Source organism: Bradyrhizobium sp. SPXBL-02, from assembly GCF_051853065.1.
GTDB lineage: Bacteria > Pseudomonadota > Alphaproteobacteria > Rhizobiales > Xanthobacteraceae > Bradyrhizobium.
Genome location: NZ_CP182474.1, coordinates 3,154,757 through 3,175,444, shown reverse-complemented (window position 1 = coordinate 3,175,444; position 20,688 = coordinate 3,154,757). Strand labels below are relative to the sequence as shown.

Below are 20,688 nucleotides of genomic sequence, written 5' to 3'. Positions count from 1 at the left end.
ACAGCACTAGCGACGGGCTACTTCGCCGGCGGCCGATGCTTGACGAAGGCCATCACGATGTCCTTCTGCGCCGCCTCCACCGCCCTGTTCGCGGTGGCGAGATGGGCGCCGGCATCGATCTTTGGATACTGCGTGGTGAGATAATCGAGCAGCGCCACCCGGTAATATTGCCGCTCAGAAGGACAGGCGCCCGCAACCGAGCGGCCGAAATCCTGCTCCGACAGGCCCTGATTGGAGTCGCGCGAATATTCCCGCGCCAGGCAATGCCAGTAATCGTCGCGGCCCTGCTGGGCGAGCTTCTGCGCGCCCTTCGCGTCATCGTCATCCGCCACGGCAGAACTTGTCATGGCAGCAGATGTCATCAGGACGAGCGCTATTCCCACCAGCAGCATCCGCATCTTGTTCTCCTTCTTCGCGGGTCCGGTCGCGAGCTTAGACGGGGCCGGCCAACTGGCCAATCACATCTGGTTTGATTAGGATGAGATCCCTCCCCGTCGATGCGAGATCCTCCCGTGGCCAAAGCAAAAACTGCGTCCAAAAAATCCGGCAACATCTTCATCGGCATCGGCGGCTGGACCTTCGAGCCCTGGCGCGGCGTGTTCTATCCGGAGAAGCTGGCGCAGGCGAAGGAGCTGTCCTATGCCGCCTCCAAGCTGACCTCGATCGAAATCAACGGCACTTACTACGGCTCGCAGAAGCCGGAGAGCTTTCGCAAATGGGCGAGCGAGGTGCCTGAGGGCTTCGTGTTCTCGGTGAAGGGACCGCGCTTCGCGACCAACCGCCGCGTGCTCGCGGAGGCCGGCGATTCCATCAAGCGGTTCTACGATTCCGGCGTACTGGAACTCGGCGATCATCTTGGGCCGGTGCTGTGGCAGTTCGCGCCTACGAAAAAGTTCGACGGCGCCGATTTCGGCAAGTTCCTGGAGCTGTTGCCGCGCAAGCTGGAGGGGCGCGCGCTGCGCCATGTCGTCGAGGTCCGCCACGACAGCTTCTGCACGCCGGACTTCGTGACGCTGATCCGCGAGTTCGAGACGCCCGTGGTGTTCGCCGAGCACGGCAAATATCCTGCCATCGCTGACGTCGCCGGCGATTTCGTCTATGCGCGGCTGCAGAAGGGCAATGACGAGATCAAGACCTGCTATCCGCCGAAGCAGCTCGATGCCTGGGCCGAGCGCTTTCAGGCCTGGGCTTCGGGCGGTGAACCCGACGACCTGCCGAAGGTTGACAAGGCCAGGCCGGAGAAGGAGCCGCGCGACGTGTTCGCCTATGTCATCCACGAGGGCAAGGTGCGCGCGCCCCACGGCGCCATGGAATTGATCGCGCGGGTGAGCTGAGGTTCACATGGCAAAGGCGAAGAAGCTGTTCACCATCGGCTATGAGCAGACGCCGCCCAAGGCCGTGCTGGACGAGCTGGAACAGGCCGGCGTCAAGCTCGTGGTCGACGTGCGCGCGGTGACGTCGTCGCGCCGGCCGGGCTTTTCCAAGAAGCAGCTGTCGGCAGGCCTCGACGAGCGCGGCATCGGCTATGTCCATCTCGCCGCGCTCGGCACGCCAAAGGAAGGCCGCCTCGCCGCGCGCGGCGGTCAATACGACGTGCTCGAGAAGATCTATTCAAAACACCTGAAGACGCCGCAGGCGAAAGAAGAGATGGACGAGCTCTCGGCGCTGGTGAAGAAGGCCGGCCCGGTGTGCCTGCTCTGCTACGAGCGCGACCACACCCACTGCCACCGCCAGATGATCGCGGAGATCATCGAGGAGCGCGACGGGGTTGCGGTGAAGAATTTGGCGGGGCGGCAGGTGTAGGGGTCGCAGTCATTCCGGGGCGCGCCTCTTGGCGCGAACCCGGAATCCATCGAGCGGCAGAGGTGGTGGATGAATGGATTCCGGGCTCGCGACTTCGTCGCGCCCCGGAATGACACGTGGGGAGGCTCAGCCCTCCCCCGCCAACCTAAACGTCCCCTCCATCATCGGCACGCAAGCGCCGCCGACGTGAGCGGACACGCCCTTGCCATCCTGCTTGCGCACGCGCGTCGAGAGGATGCTCGGGCGGCCCATGTCAAAACCTTGGCCTACAGTGAGCTTCAGCTCACCGTCGCGCGCGGGATCGAGGTCGGCGAACAGCGCGGCGGCGGCAACCGTGGCGCTGCCGGTGGCGGGATCCTCGACGAGACCGCTGGCACCACGCATGAACATGCGCGCCTGCCGCTCGCAAGGCGCCTCCGCCGGGGGCACGTCGCGGGTATAGAACCACACCGAGCGAGCACCTTCGCGCGGCAAGACCTTGCTGAAGGCTGCCGCATCGGGCCGGGCCCGCTTCAGCGCCTCGCGCGAATGCAGCTCCATCACCAGAAACGCGTTTCCGACGGTGACGATCTCAGGCTCGTGATTGTCGGTCTTGATGTCGTCGGCAACGAGTGAGACGCAGCTCGCAGCTTCGGCAGCCGACAGCCGCGACAGCCGCTGCAGCGGCTGCGGCGCGGTGAGCTCGGTTCTGATCACCCTGCCCCGCTCTCGCACGATCTCGACCGGGACGAGCCCGGCCTTCTCCTCGAACAGCAGGCGCGGCTTCGGCTCTTTCGCCATCGAGGCGAGCACGAAGGCGGTGCCGACATTGGGATGGCCCGCAAAGGCAATCTCCTGGACCGGCGTGAAGATGCGCACCTCCGCATCATTGGCCTTGTCGCGCGGAGGCAACACGAAGGTGGTCTCGGAATAGTTGAACTCGGTCGCGATCGCCTGCATCTGCGCGGTCGTGAGCCCGCCGGCATCGAGCACCACGGCAAGCTGGTTGCCGCCGAAGGCGCGGTCGGTGAACACGTCGACGGTGATGTAGCGGCGCTGCATCGTCACTTCCCCATGCAAGTCGCGGCCACGACCGGCCGCATCGCGCGGCACTCTACAGGCCGACAACATCGCTCGTCATGCCCCAAAATTGAGTGCAATCGGAGCAATCGCTTGGATGAAAGAGAACTGCGCACACCGATTTGTGAGCGCGCTACCCCAGCTGATACACGGGTACTTTCTCGTCATAGCCGCGCACTTCAACCTCGCCGAGCGCGACGGCATCGTTGCCGTCATCGCCCAGCGCCTCGCGCACGGATGCGGAGATCAGGAGCTGCGAGCCGAACTCCTTGTTCAGCGCCTCGAGCCGCGAGGCGAAGTTCACGGTGTCGCCGATGACGGTGTATTCCTTGCGCCGGGGCGAGCCGATATTGCCGGCGACGACCTCGCCGAAATGGATGCCGATGCCGATCCGCAGCGGCCAGCTGCTCTCCGCGTTGATGCGATCCATCGCCCGCAGCATCTCGCGGCCGGCGGCGACCGCGCGGTGCGCGGCGTCGGATGCTTCCAGCGGCGCGCCAAACAGCGCGAGAAAGCCGTCACCCAGGAACTTGTTCACGATGCCGCCCTCGCGGTCGAGAATGTCGACCAGCACGGCGAAGGCGCCGTCGAGCCGGTCGACCACCTCCTGCGGCGTACGCGACTGCGCACCGGTCGTGAAGCCGCGGAAATCGACGAACATCACCGCGACGCGGCGGACATCGCCGCCGGTGCGCGGCCCCGCCGTCATCAGCCGCTCCACCACCTGCGGCGACACGTGCTGGCCGAACAGATTGGTGACGCGGTCGCGCGCGGTGGCGGCCGCGATGCTCGCGGCGAACTGCCGCCGCAATTGCGCGCCGACGGCGCCCGCGAGCACGCCGCAGATCAGGATGATGGTGCTGCGGACGGCGTGAAAATAGAGCTGGGGCTCGCCGACGCTGCTCGAGGGATCGTAGACCAGTGCGACCGCGAACAGCTCGGCAGCAGCGACGAAGCCGGTGAAGGTCGAGAGCCAGAAATCGAGCCGCAGCGTCGAGAGGATGACGAAAATGAAATACATCAGCGGCACGGCGAAGCCGAGGGCCTGGGTCGCGCCCATGGTCCGGATCTGCAGGATCAGGATCACGGTCGGCAGCGACGTCTCGATCAGCGTGCCGATATAGCGCCTGGCCACCGGCACGTCGCGATCGAGGCGGAGGTTCTTCCTGATCTGGGTATGGACCCAGACCTCGAACAAAATGAAGCCGACGAGCAGGCCGTAGACTTCGGCGAGCCCTTCGGTGCCGCGCCAGACCCGGTTCACCACGGCGGGATCGACCAAATAGACCGCGGTGAGGAACAGCGTCATGACGCAGCCGGTCGCGATCAACGCCCGCACCCGCAACAGCTCGGTGCGCAGCACCTCCCGCGTCAGCTCGCGCTCGAAGTCCTCCGACAAGGCGGCATGCTGCCGCGCCTTCCTGCTCGCAAACTTGGCCATTCCACCCCTCGATTCCGGGGTATTGTGCCTCAATCCAGCGTACGGCGGAAGCGCGTCACGGCGACGGTCATGGCGAGCAGCATCAGGGCCGCCAGCGCCAGCGCGTCGAAATGCAAATTCTGCATGGTCGCGCCCTTCAGCATGATGGCGCGGACGATTCGCAAATAATGGGTCAACGGCAAGGCCTCGCCCAGATATTGCGCCCAGGCCGGCATGCCTGCGAACGGGAACATGAAGCCCGAGAGCAGAATGCTCGGCAGGAAGAACATCATCGACATCTGCATGGCCTGGAGCTGGTTCTGCACCAATGTCGAGATGGTGTAGCCGATCGACAGATTGGTGGTGATGAACAGCGTCGAGAGCAGCGCCAGCAGAACGAGATTGCCGAGCACGGGCACGCCGAACAGGCCGACGCCGATGCCGATGATCAGGAAGGCCTGGACGAAGCCGACCAGCACGTAAGGGATGATCTTGCCGAACATCACCTCGACCGGCTTGATCGGCATCGACAACAGGCTCTCCATGGTGCCGCGCTCGACCTCGCGCGTCACCGACAGCGCGGTGAAGATCAGCATGGTCATGGTCAGGATGGTGCCGACGAGGCCCGGCACGATGTTGAGGCTGGAGCTAGCTGCCGGGTTGTAGCGGGCATGGGCGCGGATCTCGAACGGCATCTCAGGGGGATCGCCGATATAGAGGTCGTGCTTGAGCGCGGTCTGCACGACCATGCCGAGCGAGCCGATCGCCGAGCTCGCCGCCACCGGATCGGTGGCGTCGGCGGCAACCAGCAGCGCCGGCCTGTCGCCGCGCCGCACCGCCCGCTCGAAGCCGCGCGGGATCTCGACCCCGAACAGCACCTTGCCGGACTTCAGGAGGTTGTCGAAATCGTCGACGTCATGAACCTCGTAGAGGAAGCGGAAATATTTGGTGTTTTCCAGCGCCTTCAGGATCGAGCGGGCGAGATCGGAATCCTCCTGGAGCAGCACCGCGCTCGGCAGATGGTGCGGCGTGGTGTTGATGGCATACCCGAACAGCATGAGCTGCATCACCGGCAGCATCACGATCATCGCGAACGACACGCGGTCGCGCCTCAGCTGGATGAACTCCTTGATCAGCATCGCGTAGGAGCGCCGCAAAAAGCCGAAGCGCTCGCGGATTTCGCGCCGTGGTGCAGGATCGTCGACTGCGCTCATTGGAAATTATCCTTGGAGCGCCCCATCAGCTCAATGAACACGTCTTCGAGTGAGGGCTGCGACTTCTGCCAGTGCAGTCCGCTTTTCTCGCGCCAGGGCGCGATGCTGGCTTCGAGCGCCGGGACGTCGCGACCGGACACATGCAGCGAGGTGCCGAACGGCGCCACCATGTCGATGCCGGGCTTCCCCGTGAGCGCGCTGCCGAGCTCGTTCAGGTCTTCGCCCGTGACGGTGTAGGTCGTCAGCGCCGATTTCGCGATCACCTCCTCCACCGTGCCGTGCGCCAGCAGATAGCCATAGGCGATGTAAGCGATCTCGTGGCAGCGCTCGGCCTCGTCCATGTAATGGGTCGAGACCAGCACGGTGAGGCCCTCGGCGGCGAGGGCGTGGATCTCGTTCCAGAAATCGCGCCGCGCCTTGGGGTCGACGCCGGCCGTCGGTTCGTCCAGCAGCAACAATTGTGGATTGGGCAGCGTGCAGGCCCCCAGCGCCAGCCGCTGCTTCCAGCCGCCGGAGAGCTCGCCGGCGAGCTGCTCCTCGCGCCCCGAGAGCCCGAGCCGCTTGATCATGTCGCGCGCGGCGCCGCGCGCGTCGGTGAGGCCATAGAGCCGCGCGACGAATTCGAGGTTCTCGCGCACCGAGAGGTCCTGGTACAGGCTGAAGCGTTGCGTCATGTAGCCGACCTGGCGCTTGATCTTCTCGGCATCGCGGCGGATGTCGTAGCCGAGGCAGGTGCCCTCGCCGCTATCCGGCGTGAGCAGGCCGCAGAGAATGCGGATGGTCGTGGTCTTGCCCGAGCCGTTGGGACCGAGGAAGCCGTAGATCGAGCCGCGCTTCACCTGCATCGACAGATCGTGCACGACCTCGCGGCCGCCGAATGATTTCGTCAGGCCTTTGACGTCGATGGCGATGCCGTTGCCGTTGCTCATCGCTTGTCCGCCACCGGGGTCTTCGGATTAAGGTAGATGTCGATCGGCTGTCCGACGCGCAAGGCATCGGGCCGCGAGGGTCGCGCCTGGATCAGATAGACCAGCTTGTTGCGCTCCTCGAGGCTGTAGATGACGGGCGGCGTGTATTCGGCCGAGGTCGCGATGAAGTAGATCTTCGCGGTGAGATCGGCGGCGCAATTGTCGCAGGACACGCGCACCGTGTCGCCGATCGCGAGCTTCGGCAACTCGGTCTCCGGCACGAAGAAGCGCAGCTTCATGTTGCCGGGCGGCATGATCGAGAGCACCGGCCGCTGCGCCGCCACCATCTCGCCTTCGCGGAAATAGATCTGCTGGATGGTGCCGGCGACGGGCGCGAAGCCCTTGCGCCTCGCCATCCGCGTCTCCGAGGTCGCCACCCGCGCCTCCGCGACGCGCAGGGCGGACACGGCGGAATCGAGATTGGCCTGCGTGCCGGAGCCGGTCTTGTTCAGCGAAGCCGCACGGTCATAGGTCTGCTGCGCGTTCGCGAGCGTCGCCTTCTGCTGGTTGAGGTCGGCAAGCTGAAGATCGTCATCGACGGAATAGAGATGATCACCGACCTTGACCTCGTCGCCCTCGCGGACGTTGAGCTTGGTGACCCGCCCGGCTTCGTCCGGGCTGACGAAGATCATGTCGGCCTCGACCCAGCCCTGGAAGCCGGGATCGCGCTTCTCCTTGCACCCGGCAAGCCCGGTTGCGAGCACAGCGAGCAATGCCAGAACAGAAATTGTTTGCGACGACCTCATGTCGTCCTCCGTTCGCCAAAAATCAAATCGAGATGCACGCGCAGCATCTCCTGCGCGTCGAGCGGCGCATGCCGCGCAAACAAGCTCTGCCAGATCACGGCGATCATCGCGGGCGCGACCAGGATCTGCGGATAGCGCGCGAGGTCCTTCTGCCGGATCTCGCCGCGGGCGATGCCGAGCTCGATCAGCGCGCGCATCGCGGCGACCCCGCGCGAGACCACCTCGCGGTAGTAGAAGTCGGCGACCGACGGAAAGCGCGGCCCCTCCGCCACGATCAGGCGCACCAGATCGCCGCGCCTGGTGCCGATCACCTCCTTCAGGAAGTTGCCGGCGAAGGTCTCGACGAGGTCGCGCACCGAGCCCGCCGGCGGCGGCAGCGTGGTCAGCCGTGCGACCACGGGAACGATGACGATGCGCACCAGCTCCTCGAACATCGATTCCTTGTCCTTGAAGTGAAGGTAGATCGTGCCCTTGGCGACGCCGGCGCGCTTGGCGATGTCGTCGAGCCTGGTCGCCGCAAAGCCGCGCGCGATGAACTCCTCCATCGCCGCCTCGACGATCGCCGCACGCCGCTCCGCCGCCCGCGTGGCGCGGTTCGAGGCAGGTGCTGCATCGGGGCCTGCAGGCGCAGGACCGGTCGCGTGGGAGGCCGGAGAGGGCAAGGCGGCTTTGGTCGGCTTCTTCGTCATTTGAAATTTATGACTGACTAGTCAGTCATAGTCAAGACCGCAAAGAACAGGCCATTCCAGTAGACGAATTAGTGTTGACTAATGCATTAGTATTCGCTAATTTGATTTCATGATCGAAGCCGCCCCAAATCCCGTCACCACCGTGATGCGCGCCCTTGCCGATCCGACCCGCCGCGCCGTGTTCGAGCGCGTGTTCGACAGCAAGGAGATCAGCGTCGCCGAGCTGACGCGCGGCAGCGGCGTGACCCAGGGCGCGATCTCGCAGCACCTGAAGTCGCTGAAGCAGGCCGGCCTCGTCGCCGAGCGCGCCGAGGGCCGCAACGTCTATTACCGCGCCGCGCCGCAAGGACTCGAGCCGCTGGTCACCTGGATGGACCATTACGGCGTCTTCTGGCGCGAGCGTTTCCAGAACCTGCGTGACCTCTTGAAGGAGATCGACCCGTGAGTGCTGCCGCGTTGAAAGCCGACACAAGAGACATCGTCATCGACGAGGTCTTCCCTCACACAGCCGAGACGATCTGGAAGGCGCTGACCAGCGCGCAGCTGATCGGGCGCTGGCTGATGCAGCCGACCGGCTTTGAAGCCGTCGAAGGCAAGGCCTTCACCTTCCAGACCACCCCCGGCGGCAATTGGGACGGCGTGATCCATTGCCGGGTTCTGGAGGTCGTGACCCTCAGGCGCCTCGTCTACGCCTGGAAGGGTGGCGACGAGCGCAACACCGGCTATGGCGCACCGCTCGACACCGTCGTGACCTGGTCCCTCACCCCGGTCGAAGCCGGCACGCGGATCCGCCTCGTCCATGCGGGCTTCGTCCTGCCCAGGAACGAGTCGGCCTACACGGTGATGAGCGGCGGCTGGAAGAAGGTCGTTCGCAAGCTCGATGAGATCAGCGGCGAAGGTTGAGTGGGAGATATCGCGATGGAAAAGCCCTATACCGGCGGCTGCGCCTGCGGCGCGATCCGCTATTCGATCGAAGGGGAGCCCCTCTTCAGCAATCACTGCCAGTGCCGGGACTGCCAGCGGGAAAGCGGCAGCGGCCATGGCTCCTACGCGACCTTCGCGCGCGCCGGTGTCACGCTGACGGGCAATGCCAAACACTGGGACATGGTCGCCGATAGCGGCAAGGTGAAGACGCGCGGCTTCTGCACACAATGCGGCGTAGCCGTCTACATGACCTTCGCCGCGCAGCCCGATGTCTTCACCATCCGCGCGGCAAGCCTCGACGAGCCCGCCCGCTACAAGCCGCAGGCGGTGACCTTCGCCGCCCGCGGCCATGAGTGGGACCCTCTCGACGCCGGCCTGATGAAATTCGAGGGCATGCCGCCGGGGTAAACACGCACTCCGTCATTGCGAGGAGCGAAGCGACGAAGCAATCCAAACACTTGCGCCGAACGATTCTGGATCGCTTCGCTTCGCTCGCAATGACGATGGAGCTCTTGAGCGGTGCGACTAACTATGGAATTTCAGGCCATCGACGATCTTGTCGATCACCTTGCGCTCGGCGCGCATGGCGATACCGACGAGATTGAGATCGGCGCGCGCAACCGCCCTCACCGCCTCGCGGTTGGCGGCGTCGTGCGTGGTCTTGAACATGTCCTCGGTGTAGACCGCCACCTTGACGTTGCGGGTGAGCGCGCGGTCCAGCGCGCGCGACAATGCAGGACCATCGGCGCCGTAGATCAGAATCGGCTGGCCGATCAGCGCATGATACTTGGTGCCCGAGGCGTCCTCATAGGCTTCGCCGATGCATTCCGGAAAGGCCGCGGCGATGCCGCTGGTGAGGAAGGACGCGACGTTGAGCTTCTGCCAGGCTTGAAGATCGGTGCGGATCACGACGGCGATCTTGGTGTCGAACTGCATATGGGCCTTCCACTGTCATTCCCAAGGCGATGCTACGCAACGCCCCATCACGACAGCAAGAGGAATCAGCCTTTCGCGTCGCAGGCCCAGGCGCGGATCACGCATTCCTTGCCGCCGTATTTGTAACATTCACGCGTAGCGGCATTGAGCGAGGCCGAGATCTGCGGCTTGACGGCGTAGCCATAGGCGCCGCAGGGGTTGGTCATATCGACCGACATCGCGGCACAGGCGCGCTTCATCGTCACGGTGGTGCAATCGCCCTTGCACTGCTTCTGCGCGGCGGCGCGGGCCTCGTGCTCGTGGCCATAGTCAAAGGCCTGGCCGTAGGCGCCGCACTTGCCGACTGCAAACGCGCCGGCCGCGTGCGCATCCGTGATGTGGCGGGCGCCGGCGACGCAAACGGACAGCGCAAAGAAAAACATCGCGCAACGGCGCGCGACGACGTTCGAAGCCATGGAAAAACCCCTCCCCCCAAGGCAGGTCGGGGCAACTCTAAGCGGCGGTCGTTTCCAGATGGTGAATGGGTGGTTGAAATCGGGAGGCTTGGGAGGCGCCGTAGGGTGGGCAAAGCGCAGCGTGCCCACGAATTGTCGATCGCAATGACGAGACGGTGGGCACGGCGCTGCGCGCCTTTGCCCACCCTACGGCACCCTCATCCGCGTCTTGCCGCTTCCAATGCCTGCGGCGTGTCGATGTCGAGGAAGGCGCTCTCGCCGTCCACCGGCACCTCGGCGACGGCCTCGGTGTGCTTGGCGATCAAATGCCGCGCGCCAATGTCGCCGTCGAGCGTCATCAGCTCCTTGAAGAAGCGGCGCGACCACAGCACGGGGTTGCCGCGGCGGCCTTCGCTGACGGGCACGACGATGAGGTTGCCGCGGTCCGGTGCAAAACTGTCGATGAGCCGGTCGATCAGGCCGGCGTCGATCAGCGGCATATCGCCGAGACACACCACGGCGCCGTCGCAGGTCTCGGGCACGGCCGCGATTCCCGCCTTGACCGAGCTGGCGATGCCGCCGGCGAAGTCAGGGTTGCGGACGAATTTCACCTTCAGGCCTTGCAGCGCCTGCTCGACCAGTTCGGCCTGATGACCGGTGACGACGATCACCTCGGATGCCTTGGAGGCCAGCGCCTGCTCAGTGGCGAGGCGCACCAGCTTCTTGCCGTCGAGCTCGGCGAGCAGCTTGTTCGGTCCGCCCATCCGCGTCGAGCGGCCCGCCGCGAGCACGATGGCCGCGACCTGGCTGTTGCCCTCGGTCTCGGGCTTGGCGCGCGGCTGCGGCCGCGTCACGATCTCCATCAAGAGGCCGCCGACGCCCATGCCCATCAGCTCGGACCGCGTCACCTCGATGCCGGCGAGAAGCCGCATCAAGACCCAGTCAAAACCGTTCTCGACCGGCGAGCGCGCGCAGCCCGGCGCGCCCAGCACCGGCACGTCGCCGGCGCGGGCGATCAGCAAGAGATTGCCGGGGTCGACCGGCATGCCGAAATGCTCGATCTCGCCGCCGATTCCGGTCACCGCCGCTGGAATCACGTCGCGGCGGTCGGCGATCGCTGACGCGCCGAACACGATCACGAGCTCGGCGCCGAGCCCAAGCAATTCCTTGATCGCGGCCGACAGCGCCTGCTCCTCGTGCGGGACCCGGCGCTCGGCAATGATGCTGGCGCCGGCCGGGGCCAGCCGTTCGGCGGTGACGCGCAGGGTCTTGTCGATCACCTTGGTGGACAGGCCAGGCAGCAGCGTCGAGACCACGCCGACGCGCTTGATCACGTAAGGCGCCACCTTCAACACGTCCTTGCCCGCCGCCTTCACCGCGGCATCGCGCAAACTCGCTTCGACGCCGAACGGGATGATCTTGACGGTGCCGACCATCTCGCCCTCGACCACCGGCTTGTAGGCGGCGAGCGTCGCAAAGGTGATGGCTTCGTCGATGTTGTTGATACGGTCGACCGCGGCGCGGTCGATCACCAGCACGCCCGCTCGCGCGGCGAACAGATTGGCGCGGCCGGTGAACGCGCGCTCGACATGGATGCCCTCGCCGCCGGTGGCGAGCGCGATGCTGGCGGCCGCAACGTCCTCAGAGACGTCGCCCGCCTCCAAGCGCACCACGACGATGTCCTTGATGCCGGCGCGCTCCAGCGCCTCGACCTCGGCAGGCCCAATCGTCGTGCCCTTCTTCAGCACCAGCGATCCCTGGCGCAGGGTGTGGACGGTCACCCCGCCAATCGCATCCCTCGGGCTCGCCGGGCCGAACTTCATGCCGCTTCTTCTTTTTCCTTGGGAGGCAGCCGAAGCACGGCCGTGATCTCGGCCATGATCGCCACCGCGATCTCGGATGGCGAGACCGCGCCGATCGCAAGGCCAATGGGCGCGTGGATGCGCGCGATGTCGCTTTCCTTGGCGCCCTGCGCCCGCAGCCGGTCGCCGCGCTTGGCATGCGTCTTCCGCGAGCCGAGCGCGCCGATGTAGAAGCAGTTGCGCTCGAAGGCGTGCAGCAGCGCGGGGTCGTCGATCTTGGGATCGTGCGTCACCGCGACGAACGCCGTGTAGGCGTCGACGTTGAGCGGCGGCAGCGCAGTATCAGGCCATTCGGCGATCAGCGGAATGTCCGGAAAGCGCTCCGGGCTCGCGAAGGCCGTGCGTGGATCGACCACGGTGACGTCATAACCGAGCGAGCGCGCCAGCGGCGCCAGCGCCTGGCTGATATGGACCGCGCCGACGATGACGAGCTTTGCCGTCGGAGCATAGACGTTGAGGAACAGCTTCTTGCCGGCGGCCTCGACACTGGCGCTCTTGCCCGTGCGAAGCTGCTTGTCCAGCTCGGCGCGCAGCGGATCCCTGGCGAAATCCTTCGCCTTCACCAGGCGCTGCTCGCCGCTCTCGGTGTCGGTCACCAGGATCACCGGTCGGCGCGCGGCGCGCTCGGCATTAAGTTCGTGCAGGATATCGAGCTTCACGGCTAACCGACCTTCTCGACGAAGACGCGGATGGTGCCGCCGCAGGACAGCCCGACATTCCAGGCGGTCTCGTCGGCGACGCCGAACTCCAGCATCTTCGGTTTGCCGCTCTGGATCACATCCATGGCTTCGGTGACCACGGCGCCCTCGACGCAGCCGCCGGACACGGAGCCCAGGAAGGTGCCTTCGTCGTTGATGACGAGGCTGGAGCCCGCCGGGCGCGGCGCCGAGCCCCAGGTCTCGACGACCGTCGCCAGCGCAACGCCTCGGCCGGCCTTCTGCCAGTCCTCCGCCGCCTTCAGGATGTCCTCGTCGCGATCGAGCATGGCTGGCCTCTCAAGCTGCGGAGCGGATCAGGCTGCGGTGATGCGGGGGCAGCGGCTGGGAGAGCGTCGTGATCAGCTCCTGGATCGAACTCAAATTATGCACGGGCCGGAATTCGTCAACGTGGGGGAGCATCATTTTGATGCCCTGCGCCTTGGCCTCAAAGCCGCCAAACCGGAGCAGCGGGTTCAGCCAGATCAGCCGCCGGCAGGACCGGTGCAGCCGGTCCATCTCGAAGGCGAGCCTGGAATCGGCCTCCCGTTCCAGCCCATCGGAGATCAGGAGCACGATGGCGCCCTGGCTCAGCACCCGCCGCGCCCACAATTTGTTGAAGTTGTGCAGCGAGGCCGAGATGCGGGTGCCGCCGGCCCAGTCCTCGACCGACGCCGAACAGCTCGCCAGCGCCTCGTCCGGATCGCGTTGGCGCAGCGCCCGGCTGACATTGGTGAGGCGCGTGCCGAACAGGAACACCGAGACGCGCTTGCGGGCATCCGTGATCGCATGCAGGAAATGCAGGAACAGTCGGGTGTATTCGCTCATCGAGCCCGAGATGTCGAGCAGCGCCACGATCGGCGCCGGCTTCTCGATCCGCCCGAGGCGATGGATGTCGATGATGTCGCCGCCGGTGCGTAAGGATGCGCGCAGCGTCCGGCGGAGGTCGAGGCGCAGGCCGCGGGCATCGGGCCGTTGCCGGCGCGTCAAGAGCTCGGCCTGCGGCAGGTGCATCCGCTCGATGGCACGGAGCGCCTCGGCGATCTCCGCCGCGCTCATCTGCGCAAAATCCTTCTTCTGCAGGATCTCCTTGTCGGAAACCGACAGGCGCAAATCCTGCTCCTGGTGCTGCGGCGTCTCGGTCATGCGCGGCTGCGACATCGCCTCCTGGACGCGGCGGGCGCCGGCCTGGGGCTTCTTCTTGGCCTCGTCCGGCAGCGGCACCGAGTCCAGCATGTGCTTCCACTCTTCCGAGGCACGGAAGAACAGGTTGAAGGCCTGCTTGAAGATCAGCGCATGCTCGTGACGCTTGACGAAGATCGCCTCCAGCGTAGTGAAGACGTCGGAGCGGTTGCCGATGTCGATCACCTGCAGCGCGCTCATGGCATCGATGACGGCGCCCGGCCCGACCGGCATGCCGGCGGCACGCAGCGCGCGGGCGAAGCCGACGATGTTGTCGGCGAATTGCTCGGTCTTTTCGGGGGCAAGGTGGTTGATGGCCATGGTCTATCCTCGCTCCGTCATTCCGGGGCGCGCCACTTGGCGCGAGCCCGGAATCCATTCATCCACCGTCGCCGCTGCCCAATGGATTCCGGGTCCGCGCTGACGCGCGCCCCGGAATGACGAACTCAATCTGACGCGAGATCAATTCTCGCTCGTCGCGTCCTTCAGCACCTTCTGCAGCGTGTCGCCCTGCATGCGGGTGATGTCGTCCTGGTACTTGAGCAGCGCGCCCAGCGTGTCGCCGACCACTTGCGGGGTCAGCGAGCGGGCATCGAGCTCGGACAGGGCGGTGGCCCAATCGATGGTCTCGGCGACGCCCGGCGACTTGTAGAAGTCCTGGTTGCGCAGCGCCTGCACGAAGCGCACGACCTGCTGCGACAGCTTGGCTGAGATGCCGGGCACGCGCGTCTTGACGATCGCAAGCTCGCGCTCGGCGGCGGGATAATCGACCCAGTGATAGAGGCAGCGCCGCTTCAGCGCGTCGTGGATCTCGCGGGTGCGGTTGGAGGTGATGATGACGATCGGGGGGTGCGGTGCCTTCACCGTGCCGAATTCGGGGATGGTCACCTGGAAGTCACTGAGGATCTCGAGCAGGTACGCCTCGAACGCCTCGTCGGCGCGGTCGAGCTCGTCGATCAGCAGCACCGGCGGTCCCGCGACATCGGGCTCAAGCGCCTGGAGCAGCGGCCGCTTGATCATGTAGCGATCCGCGAAGATGTCGCTGGACAGCTGATCGCGATCGGTGTCGCCGGCGGCTTCCGCCATCCGGATCGCGATCATCTGCGCGGCGCTGTTCCACTCGTAGACCGCGGAGGAGACGTCGAGGCCTTCATAGCACTGCAGGCGGATCAGCTTCCGCCCCAGCGCCGCCGAGAGCACTTTTGCGATCTCGGTCTTGCCGACGCCGGCCTCGCCTTCCAGGAACAGCGGCCGGCCCATGCGCAGCGACAGATACGTCACCGTCGCCAGCGATCGCTCGGCGAGATAGCCGCGCGACGTCAGGAGTTCGAGCATCGCATCGACCGATGCCGGCAAAGCACCGGAAGAAGTGGCCGCTGAAGTCATGAAAAAGCCAGTCTCGCTACGCCCTCACCGGGACAGGTCTGGACCGAGGAATGAGGTCAGCTCATTCCTTGGCATTGGCGGCGTCGACGGCGCGGCGCGTCAGCACGCCGATGAGATGCGCGCGGTATTCGGCGCTGCCGTGGATGTCGCTGTTGAGGCCTTCCGCCGGTACCGCGATGCCCTCCAGCGCCTTCGAGGCGAAGCGCTTCTTCAGGGCCTCCTCGAATGCGGTGACGCGGAACACGCCTTCGGAGCCCGCACCGGTGACGGCAACGCGCACATCCGACGGACGCCGCGCCACGAACACGCCGACCAGCGCATAGCGCGAGGCCTGGTTGCGGAACTTGACGTAGGCGGCCTTCTTCGGCAGCGGAAACATCACCCTGGTGATGATCTCGTCCGCTTCGAGCGCGGTCGTGAACAGGCCCTGGAAGAACTCTTCCGCCTTGAGACGGCGCTTGTTGGTGACGATGGTGGCGCCGAGCGCGAGCACCGCGGCGGGATAGTCGGCCGTCGGATCGTTGTTGGCGAGCGAGCCGCCGATCGTGCCCCTGTGGCGCACGGCGGGATCGCCGATTCCGCCGGCGAGATTCGCCAGCGCCGGGATCGCCTCGCCGACGATGGCCGAGGTCGCGACCTCGGCGTGCTTGGCGGTGGCGCCGATCACCAGCGAGCGGCCCTTCATCTCGATCGTGTTGAGCCCCTCGATGTGGGAGAGGTCGACCAGATGCGGTGGGCTCGCGAGGCGCTGCTTCATGACGGGAAGCAGCGTGTGACCGCCGGCGATCACCTTGGCGTCCTCGTTCTTCACCAGGAGGTTGGCCGCCTGGCGCACGGTGCCGGGGCGATGATATTTGAATTCGTACATTTGAATGTCCTGATCGCGGGGTGCGCGTTACGCGAGATCGGATTTCGCCATTGCCTTGGCTCCGGCGGAGATCGACGCCACGATGTTCTGGTAGCCCGTGCAGCGGCAGAGATTGCCTTCGAGCTCCTCGCGAATGGTGTGGTCGTCGAGTTCGTGACCCTTGCGGTGCACGATGTCGATCGCGGTCATGATCATGCCCGGCGTGCAGAAGCCGCACTGCAGGCCGTGGTGCTCGCGGAAGGCCTCCTGCATCGGATGCAGCGGCGCACCGTCGGCAGCGAGCCCCTCGATCGTCTTGACCTCGTGACCGTCGGCCATCACCGCAAGCGTGGTGCAGGACTTCACGGCCTTGCCGTCGAGATGCACGACACAGGCGCCGCACTGCGAGGTGTCGCAGCCGACATGGGTGCCCGTCAGCCGCAGATTCTCGCGCAGGAATTGCACCAGAAGCGTGCGGGGATCGACGTTGGCCGTCACAGGATTGCCGTTCACGATGAGGGAGATTTTTGCCATAAGCACTCTCTATCAGCGCCCCAACGGGTCCCGTCGAAGCGGTTCTTATAATTATTCCAACCCATCATATGGGCCATTATGCCCCGGGGCAACATCGCCCAGGGCGCAAGGCGCCATGCCGAAGGCGCTATGCTAAAGGTATTGGACCTTCAGCCCTGCACCGCCTTGGCGAAGTTCGCGAAAAATTCGTCGGCCAGCTTCTTGGCGGCGCCATTGATAAGGCGTTGGCCGAGCTGCGCCAACTTGCCGCCGATTTGCGCCTCGACGTCGTAGGAGAGCAGCGTGCCGCCGTCCTTCTCGGCGAGCTTGACGGCCGCGCCGCCTTTGGCGAATCCGGCCACCCCGCCCTCGCCCTCGCCGGAAATCTTGTAGCCGTTCGGCGGGTCGAGATCGGACAGCGTGACCTTGCCCTTGAAGCGCGCCGACACCGGCCCGACCTTCATTTTCGCCGTCGCGCGGAAGCCGCCGTCGTCGGTCTTCTCCAGCTCCTCGCAGCCGGGGATGCAGGCCTTCAGCACCTCGGGATCGTTGAGCTTGGCCCACACGGCCTCGCGCGGCGCCGCAAGCTGGACTTCGCCGTTCATCGTCATGGCCATGAGGGTGCCTCCCGGATCGCGCAACTATAGTGCTGATCAAGTAACGCAGCGACGCGGCAAAGAAAAGGCCGGCGCCCGGTCACGTGCAATGCATATTCGCAACTGCAAAATGACGTGTGCGGGCGGTGGGGGATTGGCAGGGCCGGGCCATGATGATTAGGTCGCGCGCAACATGAGCACATCCATCTCCCCCCTGCTCGCACCGATGCTGTCGAGCGCCGCCGTGCGCGCGATCTGCGACGATCGGTCGACCCTGCAGAACATGCTCGATTTCGAGGCAGCCCTGGCACGCGCCGAGGCCGCCAGAGCGGTGATTCCGGCATCCGCCGTCGGACCGATCGAGGCGGCATGCAAGGCCGATGGCTTCGACCTCGCCGCACTGGCGGAGGCCGCGACGCGATCGGGCAATCTCGCCATTCCCCTGGTCAAGATGCTGACCGCGAATGTCGGCAAGAATGACGCGGACGCCGCGCGCTACGTGCATTGGGGCGCGACCAGCCAGGACGTCATCGACACCGCGACCATGCTGACGCTGCGCGCCGGCATCGCCGCATTGGACGCCGACCTCAGCCGCGCCATCAAGGGCTTTGCCGCGCTGGCGCGCACCCATCGCAATACCGCGATGGTGGCGCGGACCTGGCTCCAGCACGCGCTGCCGATGCCGTTCGGGCTGAAGGCAGCCGAATACGCCTCGAGCCTTGCCCGCGCCCGCTGCCGCCTGCGGCGGCTCTCCCGCGAGGGCCTCGCCCTGCAATTCGGCGGCGCCGCCGGCACGCTCGCTGCGCTCGGCGACAAGGGGCTCGCGGTGGCCGAACGGCTGGCGCAGGAGCTGAACCTGCCGCTGCCGGAGGCGCCCTGGCATACCCATCGCGACCGCATCGCCGAGGCTGCATCCTGCTTCGCCATTCTCGCCGGCAGCTGCGGCAAGATCGCGCGCGACGTCTCGCTGCTGATGCAGACCGACGTCGCCGAAGCGTTCGAGCCGGCCGGCGAAGGCCGCGGCGGCTCCTCGACCATGCCGCACAAGCGCAACCCGGTCGCCGCCGCAAGCGCTCTGGGCGCTGCGACCATGGCCCCGCACCTTGCCGCGACGATTTTCGCCGCGCAGGTGCAAGACCACGAACGCAGTGCCGGCCCCTGGCACGCGGAATGGCCGACGCTGCCGCAATTGATGCTGGTCACCTCCGGCGCGCTGGCTGCCGTCGTCGACATCGCCGAGGGTCTCGAGGTTGATGCGGCCCGCATGCGCAGCAATCTCGATGCGACGCACGGGCTGATCATGGCGGAGGCCGTCACCTTCGCGCTCGCCGAAGCCATCGGCAAGAGCGACGCACATCATCTCGTCGAGGCCGCGAGCAAGCGCGCCGTCGCCGAGAAGAGGCATCTGCGCGAGGTGCTGTCGGCCGATTCGCAAGTCACCGCGCACCTTACGCCGGAAAAAATTGCGGCACTGTTCGAGCCGATGGCCTATCAAGGGGCGTCACAGGCGCTGATCGACCGCCTGCTCGACAACCTCGATCAAGATTAGGAGTGGAGACGCCGCATGCCCATGATCGATGCCGACGGATGCCTCCTCAACGTCTCCGTCGAAGGCCGCGACGGCGGGCCGACCTTGATGCTGTCGAACTCGCTCGGCTGCACGCTGCAGATGTGGGAGCCGCAGATGAAGGCGCTGACGCAGGTGTTCCGCGTCATCCGCTACGACCGCCGCGGCCATGGCAAGTCGAACGTTCCGCCCGGCCCCTACACGATGGAGCGCTTCGGCCGCGACGTGCTCGCGATCCTCGACGATCTCAACATCGAGAAGGTGCATTGGTGCGGCCTGTCGATGGGCGGCATGGTCGGGCAATGGCTCGGCGCTAACGCGCCCGAAAGGTTCGGCAAGCTCATCCTCGCCAACACCTCCTGCTATTATGCCGAGCCGACCCGATGGCTGGAACGAATCGAAGCGGTGAAAAAAGGCGGCATCGCCGCGGTCGCCGACGCCGTGATCGCGGGCTGGCTCACCCAGGATTTCCGCGAGCGCGAGCCTGCGATCACCGCAAAGATGAAATCGATGCTGCTGGCGTCACCCGTTGAAGGCTATCTCGCCTGCTGCGAGGCGCTGTCGACGCTCGACCAGCGCGCGCTGCTGCCGAAGATCAAGAGCCCGACGCTGGTGATCGCCGGCCGCCACGACGTGGCGACGCCGATCTCGGCGGCCGAATTGATCCGCTCCAACATTCCCGGCGCCAGCATGACCATCATCGACGCCGCGCACATTTCGAACGTCGAGCAGCCGCATGCGTTCACGGATGCGGTGGTGGGGTTCCTGACGCAGCGCTGATCTCACAACTCGTCATTGCGAGCGCAGCGAAGCAATCCAGACTGCCGCCGCGGAAAGATCCTGGATTTGTGCGCTGCGCTCGCAATGACGAAGGAGGAAACAATGGACGACCAGAAGCGCCGCGATGCCGGCATGAACGTGCGCCGCAAGGTGCTGGGTAATGCCTGGGTCGACAAGTCGATCGCGAACCGCAATGCGTTCAACACCGACTTCCAGGACTTGATCACCCGCTACGCCTGGGGCGAGATCTGGACGCGGCCGCATTTCGACGAGCGCACGCGGCGCGTGCTCGTGATCGGCACCATGGTCGCGCTCGGGCAATGGGACGAATTCCGCCTGCACGTGCGTGCGGCGCTCGCCGAGGGCGGCTTCACGCCCGACGACATCAAGGAGATCCTGCTGCAGCAGGCGATCTATTGCGGCGTGCCGGCGGCGAACCACGCGGTCAAGGAAGCCTCAGCGATTGTGCAGGAGCTCGGCCTGCTCAAGATCTAAAGGCTGAAGATTCGGCGGCGCGGCGGCCTCGGCCGTCTTCGGCGCAGCCGCCGGCTTCTCGATCACGACCACGATGGCCGCACCGAGCAAGAGCAGCAGCTCGGTGGCGTGCAGCCGAAGCGCGGCCAACTCGCCGACCTTCGAGGCCATCACCATGCTGGCAAAGGAGATCAGGCTGCCGATCGCCAGCGCAATCCCGAGCGCCTCGTCACTGCCGCCGCCCTTGCGGGTTCGGGGAATGCAGAGCAGCACGAGATAGATCGCGAAGAACGCCACCACGGTCAGCCGTCCGAGCGCCAGCAGCCAGGCGGCACGCACCGTGTCCATGCCCGCCATCTGCAGGTGGTCGCTCAGGTACAGCGCCACCGCGACGCTCGGCCGCTCGTAAAGGCCGTGCACGGGCGCAACAATGATGTTGAAGGCGACGAGGCTCCATACGGGAATGAAATAGGCCGCCAGCAGCGCGCCGTTGACCGAGCCGATCCGCCAGTTCCTGAACATCCGCTTCCCGCCTGGTTTGCCGCGCCTTCGATGGAAGGCGGCGGCCATGCCGGAGCTAACTCGCATCAGAG

At 65.8% G+C, this 20,688-nt stretch carries 26 protein-coding genes; 8 read left to right on the top strand and 18 right to left on the bottom strand.

Annotated elements, in window-relative coordinates:
* Window positions 1–17: 17 nt before the first annotated feature.
* On the bottom strand, window positions 18–398 hold the full coding sequence (locus tag ACNJYD_RS14525) for a hypothetical protein (protein WP_439366732.1): 381 nt from the start codon (window positions 396–398) through the stop codon (window positions 18–20).
* A 99-nt stretch (window positions 399–497) separates the two neighbouring features.
* On the opposite strand from ACNJYD_RS14525, the gene ACNJYD_RS14520 reads away from it, so the two are divergent.
* Together ACNJYD_RS14520 and ACNJYD_RS14515 are read left to right on the top strand one after the other, a co-directional pair.
* Complete coding sequence (locus tag ACNJYD_RS14520) at window positions 498–1,334, top strand: DUF72 domain-containing protein (protein WP_439366731.1); 837 nt, start codon at window positions 498–500, stop codon at window positions 1,332–1,334.
* Window positions 1,335–1,341: 7 nt separating this feature from the next.
* Window positions 1,342–1,803, top strand: coding sequence for a DUF488 domain-containing protein (locus tag ACNJYD_RS14515; RefSeq protein ID WP_260379831.1), 462 nt, complete (start codon window positions 1,342–1,344; stop codon window positions 1,801–1,803).
* A gap of 126 nt (window positions 1,804–1,929) precedes the next feature.
* On the opposite strand, the gene ACNJYD_RS14510 is transcribed toward ACNJYD_RS14515, so the two are convergent.
* From ACNJYD_RS14510 to ACNJYD_RS14485, 6 genes are all read right to left on the bottom strand, one after another.
* Window positions 1,930–2,844 (bottom strand): PhzF family phenazine biosynthesis protein, encoded by a 915-nt coding sequence (locus ACNJYD_RS14510; RefSeq protein WP_172783021.1) that lies wholly within the window; start codon window positions 2,842–2,844, stop codon window positions 1,930–1,932.
* A 151-nt stretch (window positions 2,845–2,995) separates the two neighbouring features.
* The gene (locus ACNJYD_RS14505) at window positions 2,996–4,303 is read right to left on the bottom strand and encodes an adenylate/guanylate cyclase domain-containing protein (RefSeq protein WP_172783020.1); all 1,308 of its coding nucleotides are present in this window, start codon (window positions 4,301–4,303) and stop codon (window positions 2,996–2,998) included.
* A 29-nt stretch (window positions 4,304–4,332) separates the two neighbouring features.
* Window positions 4,333–5,496: an ABC transporter permease gene (locus tag ACNJYD_RS14500; RefSeq protein WP_439366730.1), complete on the bottom strand. Its 1,164-nt coding sequence runs from the start codon at window positions 5,494–5,496 to the stop codon at window positions 4,333–4,335.
* Window positions 5,493–6,425 carry an ABC transporter ATP-binding protein gene (locus ACNJYD_RS14495; RefSeq protein ID WP_172783018.1) on the bottom strand — a complete coding sequence of 311 codons (933 nt, stop codon included), beginning with the start codon at window positions 6,423–6,425 and terminating at the stop codon, window positions 5,493–5,495. The genes ACNJYD_RS14500 and ACNJYD_RS14495 overlap by 4 nt, the downstream gene beginning before the upstream one ends.
* The gene (locus tag ACNJYD_RS14490) at window positions 6,422–7,210 is read right to left on the bottom strand and encodes an HlyD family secretion protein (RefSeq protein WP_212258071.1); all 789 of its coding nucleotides are present in this window, start codon (window positions 7,208–7,210) and stop codon (window positions 6,422–6,424) included. The genes ACNJYD_RS14495 and ACNJYD_RS14490 overlap by 4 nt, the downstream gene beginning before the upstream one ends.
* Window positions 7,207–7,899, bottom strand: coding sequence for a TetR/AcrR family transcriptional regulator (locus tag ACNJYD_RS14485; RefSeq protein WP_212258070.1), 693 nt, complete (start codon window positions 7,897–7,899; stop codon window positions 7,207–7,209). The genes ACNJYD_RS14490 and ACNJYD_RS14485 overlap by 4 nt, the downstream gene beginning before the upstream one ends.
* A 109-nt stretch (window positions 7,900–8,008) precedes the next feature.
* Here ACNJYD_RS14485 and ACNJYD_RS14480 point away from each other — a divergent pair, with 109 nt between their 5' ends.
* Genes ACNJYD_RS14480 through ACNJYD_RS14470 form a run of 3 tightly spaced genes read left to right on the top strand, consistent with a single transcriptional unit; the run spans window position 8,009 to window position 9,231 of the window.
* The gene (locus ACNJYD_RS14480) at window positions 8,009–8,344 is read left to right on the top strand and encodes an ArsR/SmtB family transcription factor (protein ID WP_172783015.1); all 336 of its coding nucleotides are present in this window, start codon (window positions 8,009–8,011) and stop codon (window positions 8,342–8,344) included.
* On the top strand, window positions 8,341–8,802 hold the full coding sequence (locus ACNJYD_RS14475) for an SRPBCC family protein (RefSeq protein WP_212258068.1): 462 nt from the start codon (window positions 8,341–8,343) through the stop codon (window positions 8,800–8,802). The genes ACNJYD_RS14480 and ACNJYD_RS14475 overlap by 4 nt, the downstream gene beginning before the upstream one ends.
* Before the next feature lie 15 nt (window positions 8,803–8,817).
* Complete coding sequence (locus ACNJYD_RS14470) at window positions 8,818–9,231, top strand: GFA family protein (RefSeq protein WP_439366729.1); 414 nt, start codon at window positions 8,818–8,820, stop codon at window positions 9,229–9,231.
* Between the two features lie 117 nt (window positions 9,232–9,348).
* Here ACNJYD_RS14470 and ACNJYD_RS14465 read toward each other — a convergent pair whose 3' ends face one another.
* The 10 genes from ACNJYD_RS14465 to ACNJYD_RS14420 form a co-directional block, all read right to left on the bottom strand.
* The gene (locus ACNJYD_RS14465; RefSeq protein ID WP_439366728.1) at window positions 9,349–9,759 is read right to left on the bottom strand and encodes a DUF2000 family protein; all 411 of its coding nucleotides are present in this window, start codon (window positions 9,757–9,759) and stop codon (window positions 9,349–9,351) included.
* A gap of 65 nt (window positions 9,760–9,824) precedes the next feature.
* Complete coding sequence (locus ACNJYD_RS14460; protein WP_172783011.1) at window positions 9,825–10,214, bottom strand: DUF4189 domain-containing protein; 390 nt, start codon at window positions 10,212–10,214, stop codon at window positions 9,825–9,827.
* Window positions 10,215–10,411: 197 nt separating this feature from the next.
* Complete coding sequence (locus ACNJYD_RS14455) at window positions 10,412–12,016, bottom strand: NTP transferase domain-containing protein (RefSeq protein WP_439366727.1); 1,605 nt, start codon at window positions 12,014–12,016, stop codon at window positions 10,412–10,414.
* Entirely contained in the window at window positions 12,013–12,714 is a 702-nt protein-coding gene (locus tag ACNJYD_RS14450) for an XdhC family protein (protein ID WP_212258063.1), read from the bottom strand. The genes ACNJYD_RS14455 and ACNJYD_RS14450 overlap by 4 nt, the downstream gene beginning before the upstream one ends.
* 2 nt (window positions 12,715–12,716) lie before the next feature.
* Window positions 12,717–13,040 (bottom strand): XdhC family protein, encoded by a 324-nt coding sequence (locus tag ACNJYD_RS14445; protein ID WP_025037240.1) that lies wholly within the window; start codon window positions 13,038–13,040, stop codon window positions 12,717–12,719.
* A gap of 10 nt (window positions 13,041–13,050) precedes the next feature.
* On the bottom strand, window positions 13,051–14,253 hold the full coding sequence (locus ACNJYD_RS14440; RefSeq protein WP_439366726.1) for a vWA domain-containing protein: 1,203 nt from the start codon (window positions 14,251–14,253) through the stop codon (window positions 13,051–13,053).
* 141 nt (window positions 14,254–14,394) lie between these two features.
* On the bottom strand, window positions 14,395–15,318 hold the full coding sequence (locus ACNJYD_RS14435; protein ID WP_172783007.1) for an AAA family ATPase: 924 nt from the start codon (window positions 15,316–15,318) through the stop codon (window positions 14,395–14,397).
* Between the two features lie 61 nt (window positions 15,319–15,379).
* Window positions 15,380–16,186: an FAD binding domain-containing protein gene (locus tag ACNJYD_RS14430; RefSeq protein ID WP_439366725.1), complete on the bottom strand. Its 807-nt coding sequence runs from the start codon at window positions 16,184–16,186 to the stop codon at window positions 15,380–15,382.
* 27 nt (window positions 16,187–16,213) lie between these two features.
* Window positions 16,214–16,699 (bottom strand): (2Fe-2S)-binding protein, encoded by a 486-nt coding sequence (locus tag ACNJYD_RS14425; RefSeq protein ID WP_014494194.1) that lies wholly within the window; start codon window positions 16,697–16,699, stop codon window positions 16,214–16,216.
* 149 nt (window positions 16,700–16,848) lie between these two features.
* Entirely contained in the window at window positions 16,849–17,295 is a 447-nt protein-coding gene (locus tag ACNJYD_RS14420; protein WP_036012850.1) for an SRPBCC family protein, read from the bottom strand.
* A gap of 172 nt (window positions 17,296–17,467) precedes the next feature.
* Here ACNJYD_RS14420 and ACNJYD_RS14415 point away from each other — a divergent pair, with 172 nt between their 5' ends.
* The 3 genes from ACNJYD_RS14415 to ACNJYD_RS14405 all read left to right on the top strand — a co-directional run bounded on the left by ACNJYD_RS14415 (window position 17,468) and on the right by ACNJYD_RS14405 (window position 20,116).
* Window positions 17,468–18,823, top strand: coding sequence for a 3-carboxy-cis,cis-muconate cycloisomerase (locus tag ACNJYD_RS14415; protein WP_439366724.1), 1,356 nt, complete (start codon window positions 17,468–17,470; stop codon window positions 18,821–18,823).
* A gap of 15 nt (window positions 18,824–18,838) precedes the next feature.
* Window positions 18,839–19,621, top strand: coding sequence for a 3-oxoadipate enol-lactonase (gene pcaD, locus ACNJYD_RS14410; RefSeq protein WP_172783004.1), 783 nt, complete (start codon window positions 18,839–18,841; stop codon window positions 19,619–19,621).
* A 102-nt stretch (window positions 19,622–19,723) separates the two neighbouring features.
* Window positions 19,724–20,116 (top strand): carboxymuconolactone decarboxylase family protein, encoded by a 393-nt coding sequence (locus ACNJYD_RS14405; RefSeq protein WP_212258060.1) that lies wholly within the window; start codon window positions 19,724–19,726, stop codon window positions 20,114–20,116.
* Here the strand turns inward: ACNJYD_RS14405 and ACNJYD_RS14400 are convergent.
* Window positions 20,078–20,617: a hypothetical protein gene (locus ACNJYD_RS14400; RefSeq protein ID WP_212258059.1), complete on the bottom strand. Its 540-nt coding sequence runs from the start codon at window positions 20,615–20,617 to the stop codon at window positions 20,078–20,080. The genes ACNJYD_RS14405 and ACNJYD_RS14400 overlap by 39 nt on opposite strands.
* Window positions 20,618–20,688: the final 71 nt, after the last annotated feature.

What these genes read in the sequence shown, in the direction of transcription:
- ACNJYD_RS14480 (WP_172783015.1), top strand. Translation starts at nt 8,009, where the DNA reads ATGATCGAAGCCGCCCCAAATCCCGTCACCACCGTGATGCGCGCCCTT.
- pcaD (WP_172783004.1), top strand. Translation starts at nt 18,839, where the DNA reads ATGCCCATGATCGATGCCGACGGATGCCTCCTCAACGTCTCCGTCGAA.
- ACNJYD_RS14525 (WP_439366732.1), bottom strand. Translation starts at nt 398, where the DNA reads ATGCGGATGCTGCTGGTGGGAATAGCGCTCGTCCTGATGACATCTGCT.
- ACNJYD_RS14460 (WP_172783011.1), bottom strand. Translation starts at nt 10,214, where the DNA reads ATGGCTTCGAACGTCGTCGCGCGCCGTTGCGCGATGTTTTTCTTTGCG.
- ACNJYD_RS14415 (WP_439366724.1), top strand. Translation starts at nt 17,468, where the DNA reads ATGAGCACATCCATCTCCCCCCTGCTCGCACCGATGCTGTCGAGCGCC.
- ACNJYD_RS14510 (WP_172783021.1), bottom strand. Translation starts at nt 2,844, where the DNA reads ATGCAGCGCCGCTACATCACCGTCGACGTGTTCACCGACCGCGCCTTC.
- ACNJYD_RS14430 (WP_439366725.1), bottom strand. Translation starts at nt 16,186, where the DNA reads ATGTACGAATTCAAATATCATCGCCCCGGCACCGTGCGCCAGGCGGCC.
- ACNJYD_RS14455 (WP_439366727.1), bottom strand. Translation starts at nt 12,016, where the DNA reads ATGAAGTTCGGCCCGGCGAGCCCGAGGGATGCGATTGGCGGGGTGACC.
- ACNJYD_RS14470 (WP_439366729.1), top strand. Translation starts at nt 8,818, where the DNA reads ATGGAAAAGCCCTATACCGGCGGCTGCGCCTGCGGCGCGATCCGCTAT.
- ACNJYD_RS14440 (WP_439366726.1), bottom strand. Translation starts at nt 14,253, where the DNA reads ATGGCCATCAACCACCTTGCCCCCGAAAAGACCGAGCAATTCGCCGAC.
- ACNJYD_RS14445 (WP_025037240.1), bottom strand. Translation starts at nt 13,040, where the DNA reads ATGCTCGATCGCGACGAGGACATCCTGAAGGCGGCGGAGGACTGGCAG.
- ACNJYD_RS14420 (WP_036012850.1), bottom strand. Translation starts at nt 17,295, where the DNA reads ATGGCCATGACGATGAACGGCGAAGTCCAGCTTGCGGCGCCGCGCGAG.
- ACNJYD_RS14490 (WP_212258071.1), bottom strand. Translation starts at nt 7,210, where the DNA reads ATGAGGTCGTCGCAAACAATTTCTGTTCTGGCATTGCTCGCTGTGCTC.
- ACNJYD_RS14435 (WP_172783007.1), bottom strand. Translation starts at nt 15,318, where the DNA reads ATGACTTCAGCGGCCACTTCTTCCGGTGCTTTGCCGGCATCGGTCGAT.
- ACNJYD_RS14465 (WP_439366728.1), bottom strand. Translation starts at nt 9,759, where the DNA reads ATGCAGTTCGACACCAAGATCGCCGTCGTGATCCGCACCGATCTTCAA.
- ACNJYD_RS14405 (WP_212258060.1), top strand. Translation starts at nt 19,724, where the DNA reads ATGGACGACCAGAAGCGCCGCGATGCCGGCATGAACGTGCGCCGCAAG.
- ACNJYD_RS14515 (WP_260379831.1), top strand. Translation starts at nt 1,342, where the DNA reads ATGGCAAAGGCGAAGAAGCTGTTCACCATCGGCTATGAGCAGACGCCG.
- ACNJYD_RS14485 (WP_212258070.1), bottom strand. Translation starts at nt 7,899, where the DNA reads ATGACGAAGAAGCCGACCAAAGCCGCCTTGCCCTCTCCGGCCTCCCAC.
- ACNJYD_RS14400 (WP_212258059.1), bottom strand. Translation starts at nt 20,617, where the DNA reads ATGTTCAGGAACTGGCGGATCGGCTCGGTCAACGGCGCGCTGCTGGCG.
- ACNJYD_RS14505 (WP_172783020.1), bottom strand. Translation starts at nt 4,303, where the DNA reads ATGGCCAAGTTTGCGAGCAGGAAGGCGCGGCAGCATGCCGCCTTGTCG.
- ACNJYD_RS14495 (WP_172783018.1), bottom strand. Translation starts at nt 6,425, where the DNA reads ATGAGCAACGGCAACGGCATCGCCATCGACGTCAAAGGCCTGACGAAA.
- ACNJYD_RS14520 (WP_439366731.1), top strand. Translation starts at nt 498, where the DNA reads ATGCGAGATCCTCCCGTGGCCAAAGCAAAAACTGCGTCCAAAAAATCC.
- ACNJYD_RS14425 (WP_014494194.1), bottom strand. Translation starts at nt 16,699, where the DNA reads ATGGCAAAAATCTCCCTCATCGTGAACGGCAATCCTGTGACGGCCAAC.
- ACNJYD_RS14500 (WP_439366730.1), bottom strand. Translation starts at nt 5,496, where the DNA reads ATGAGCGCAGTCGACGATCCTGCACCACGGCGCGAAATCCGCGAGCGC.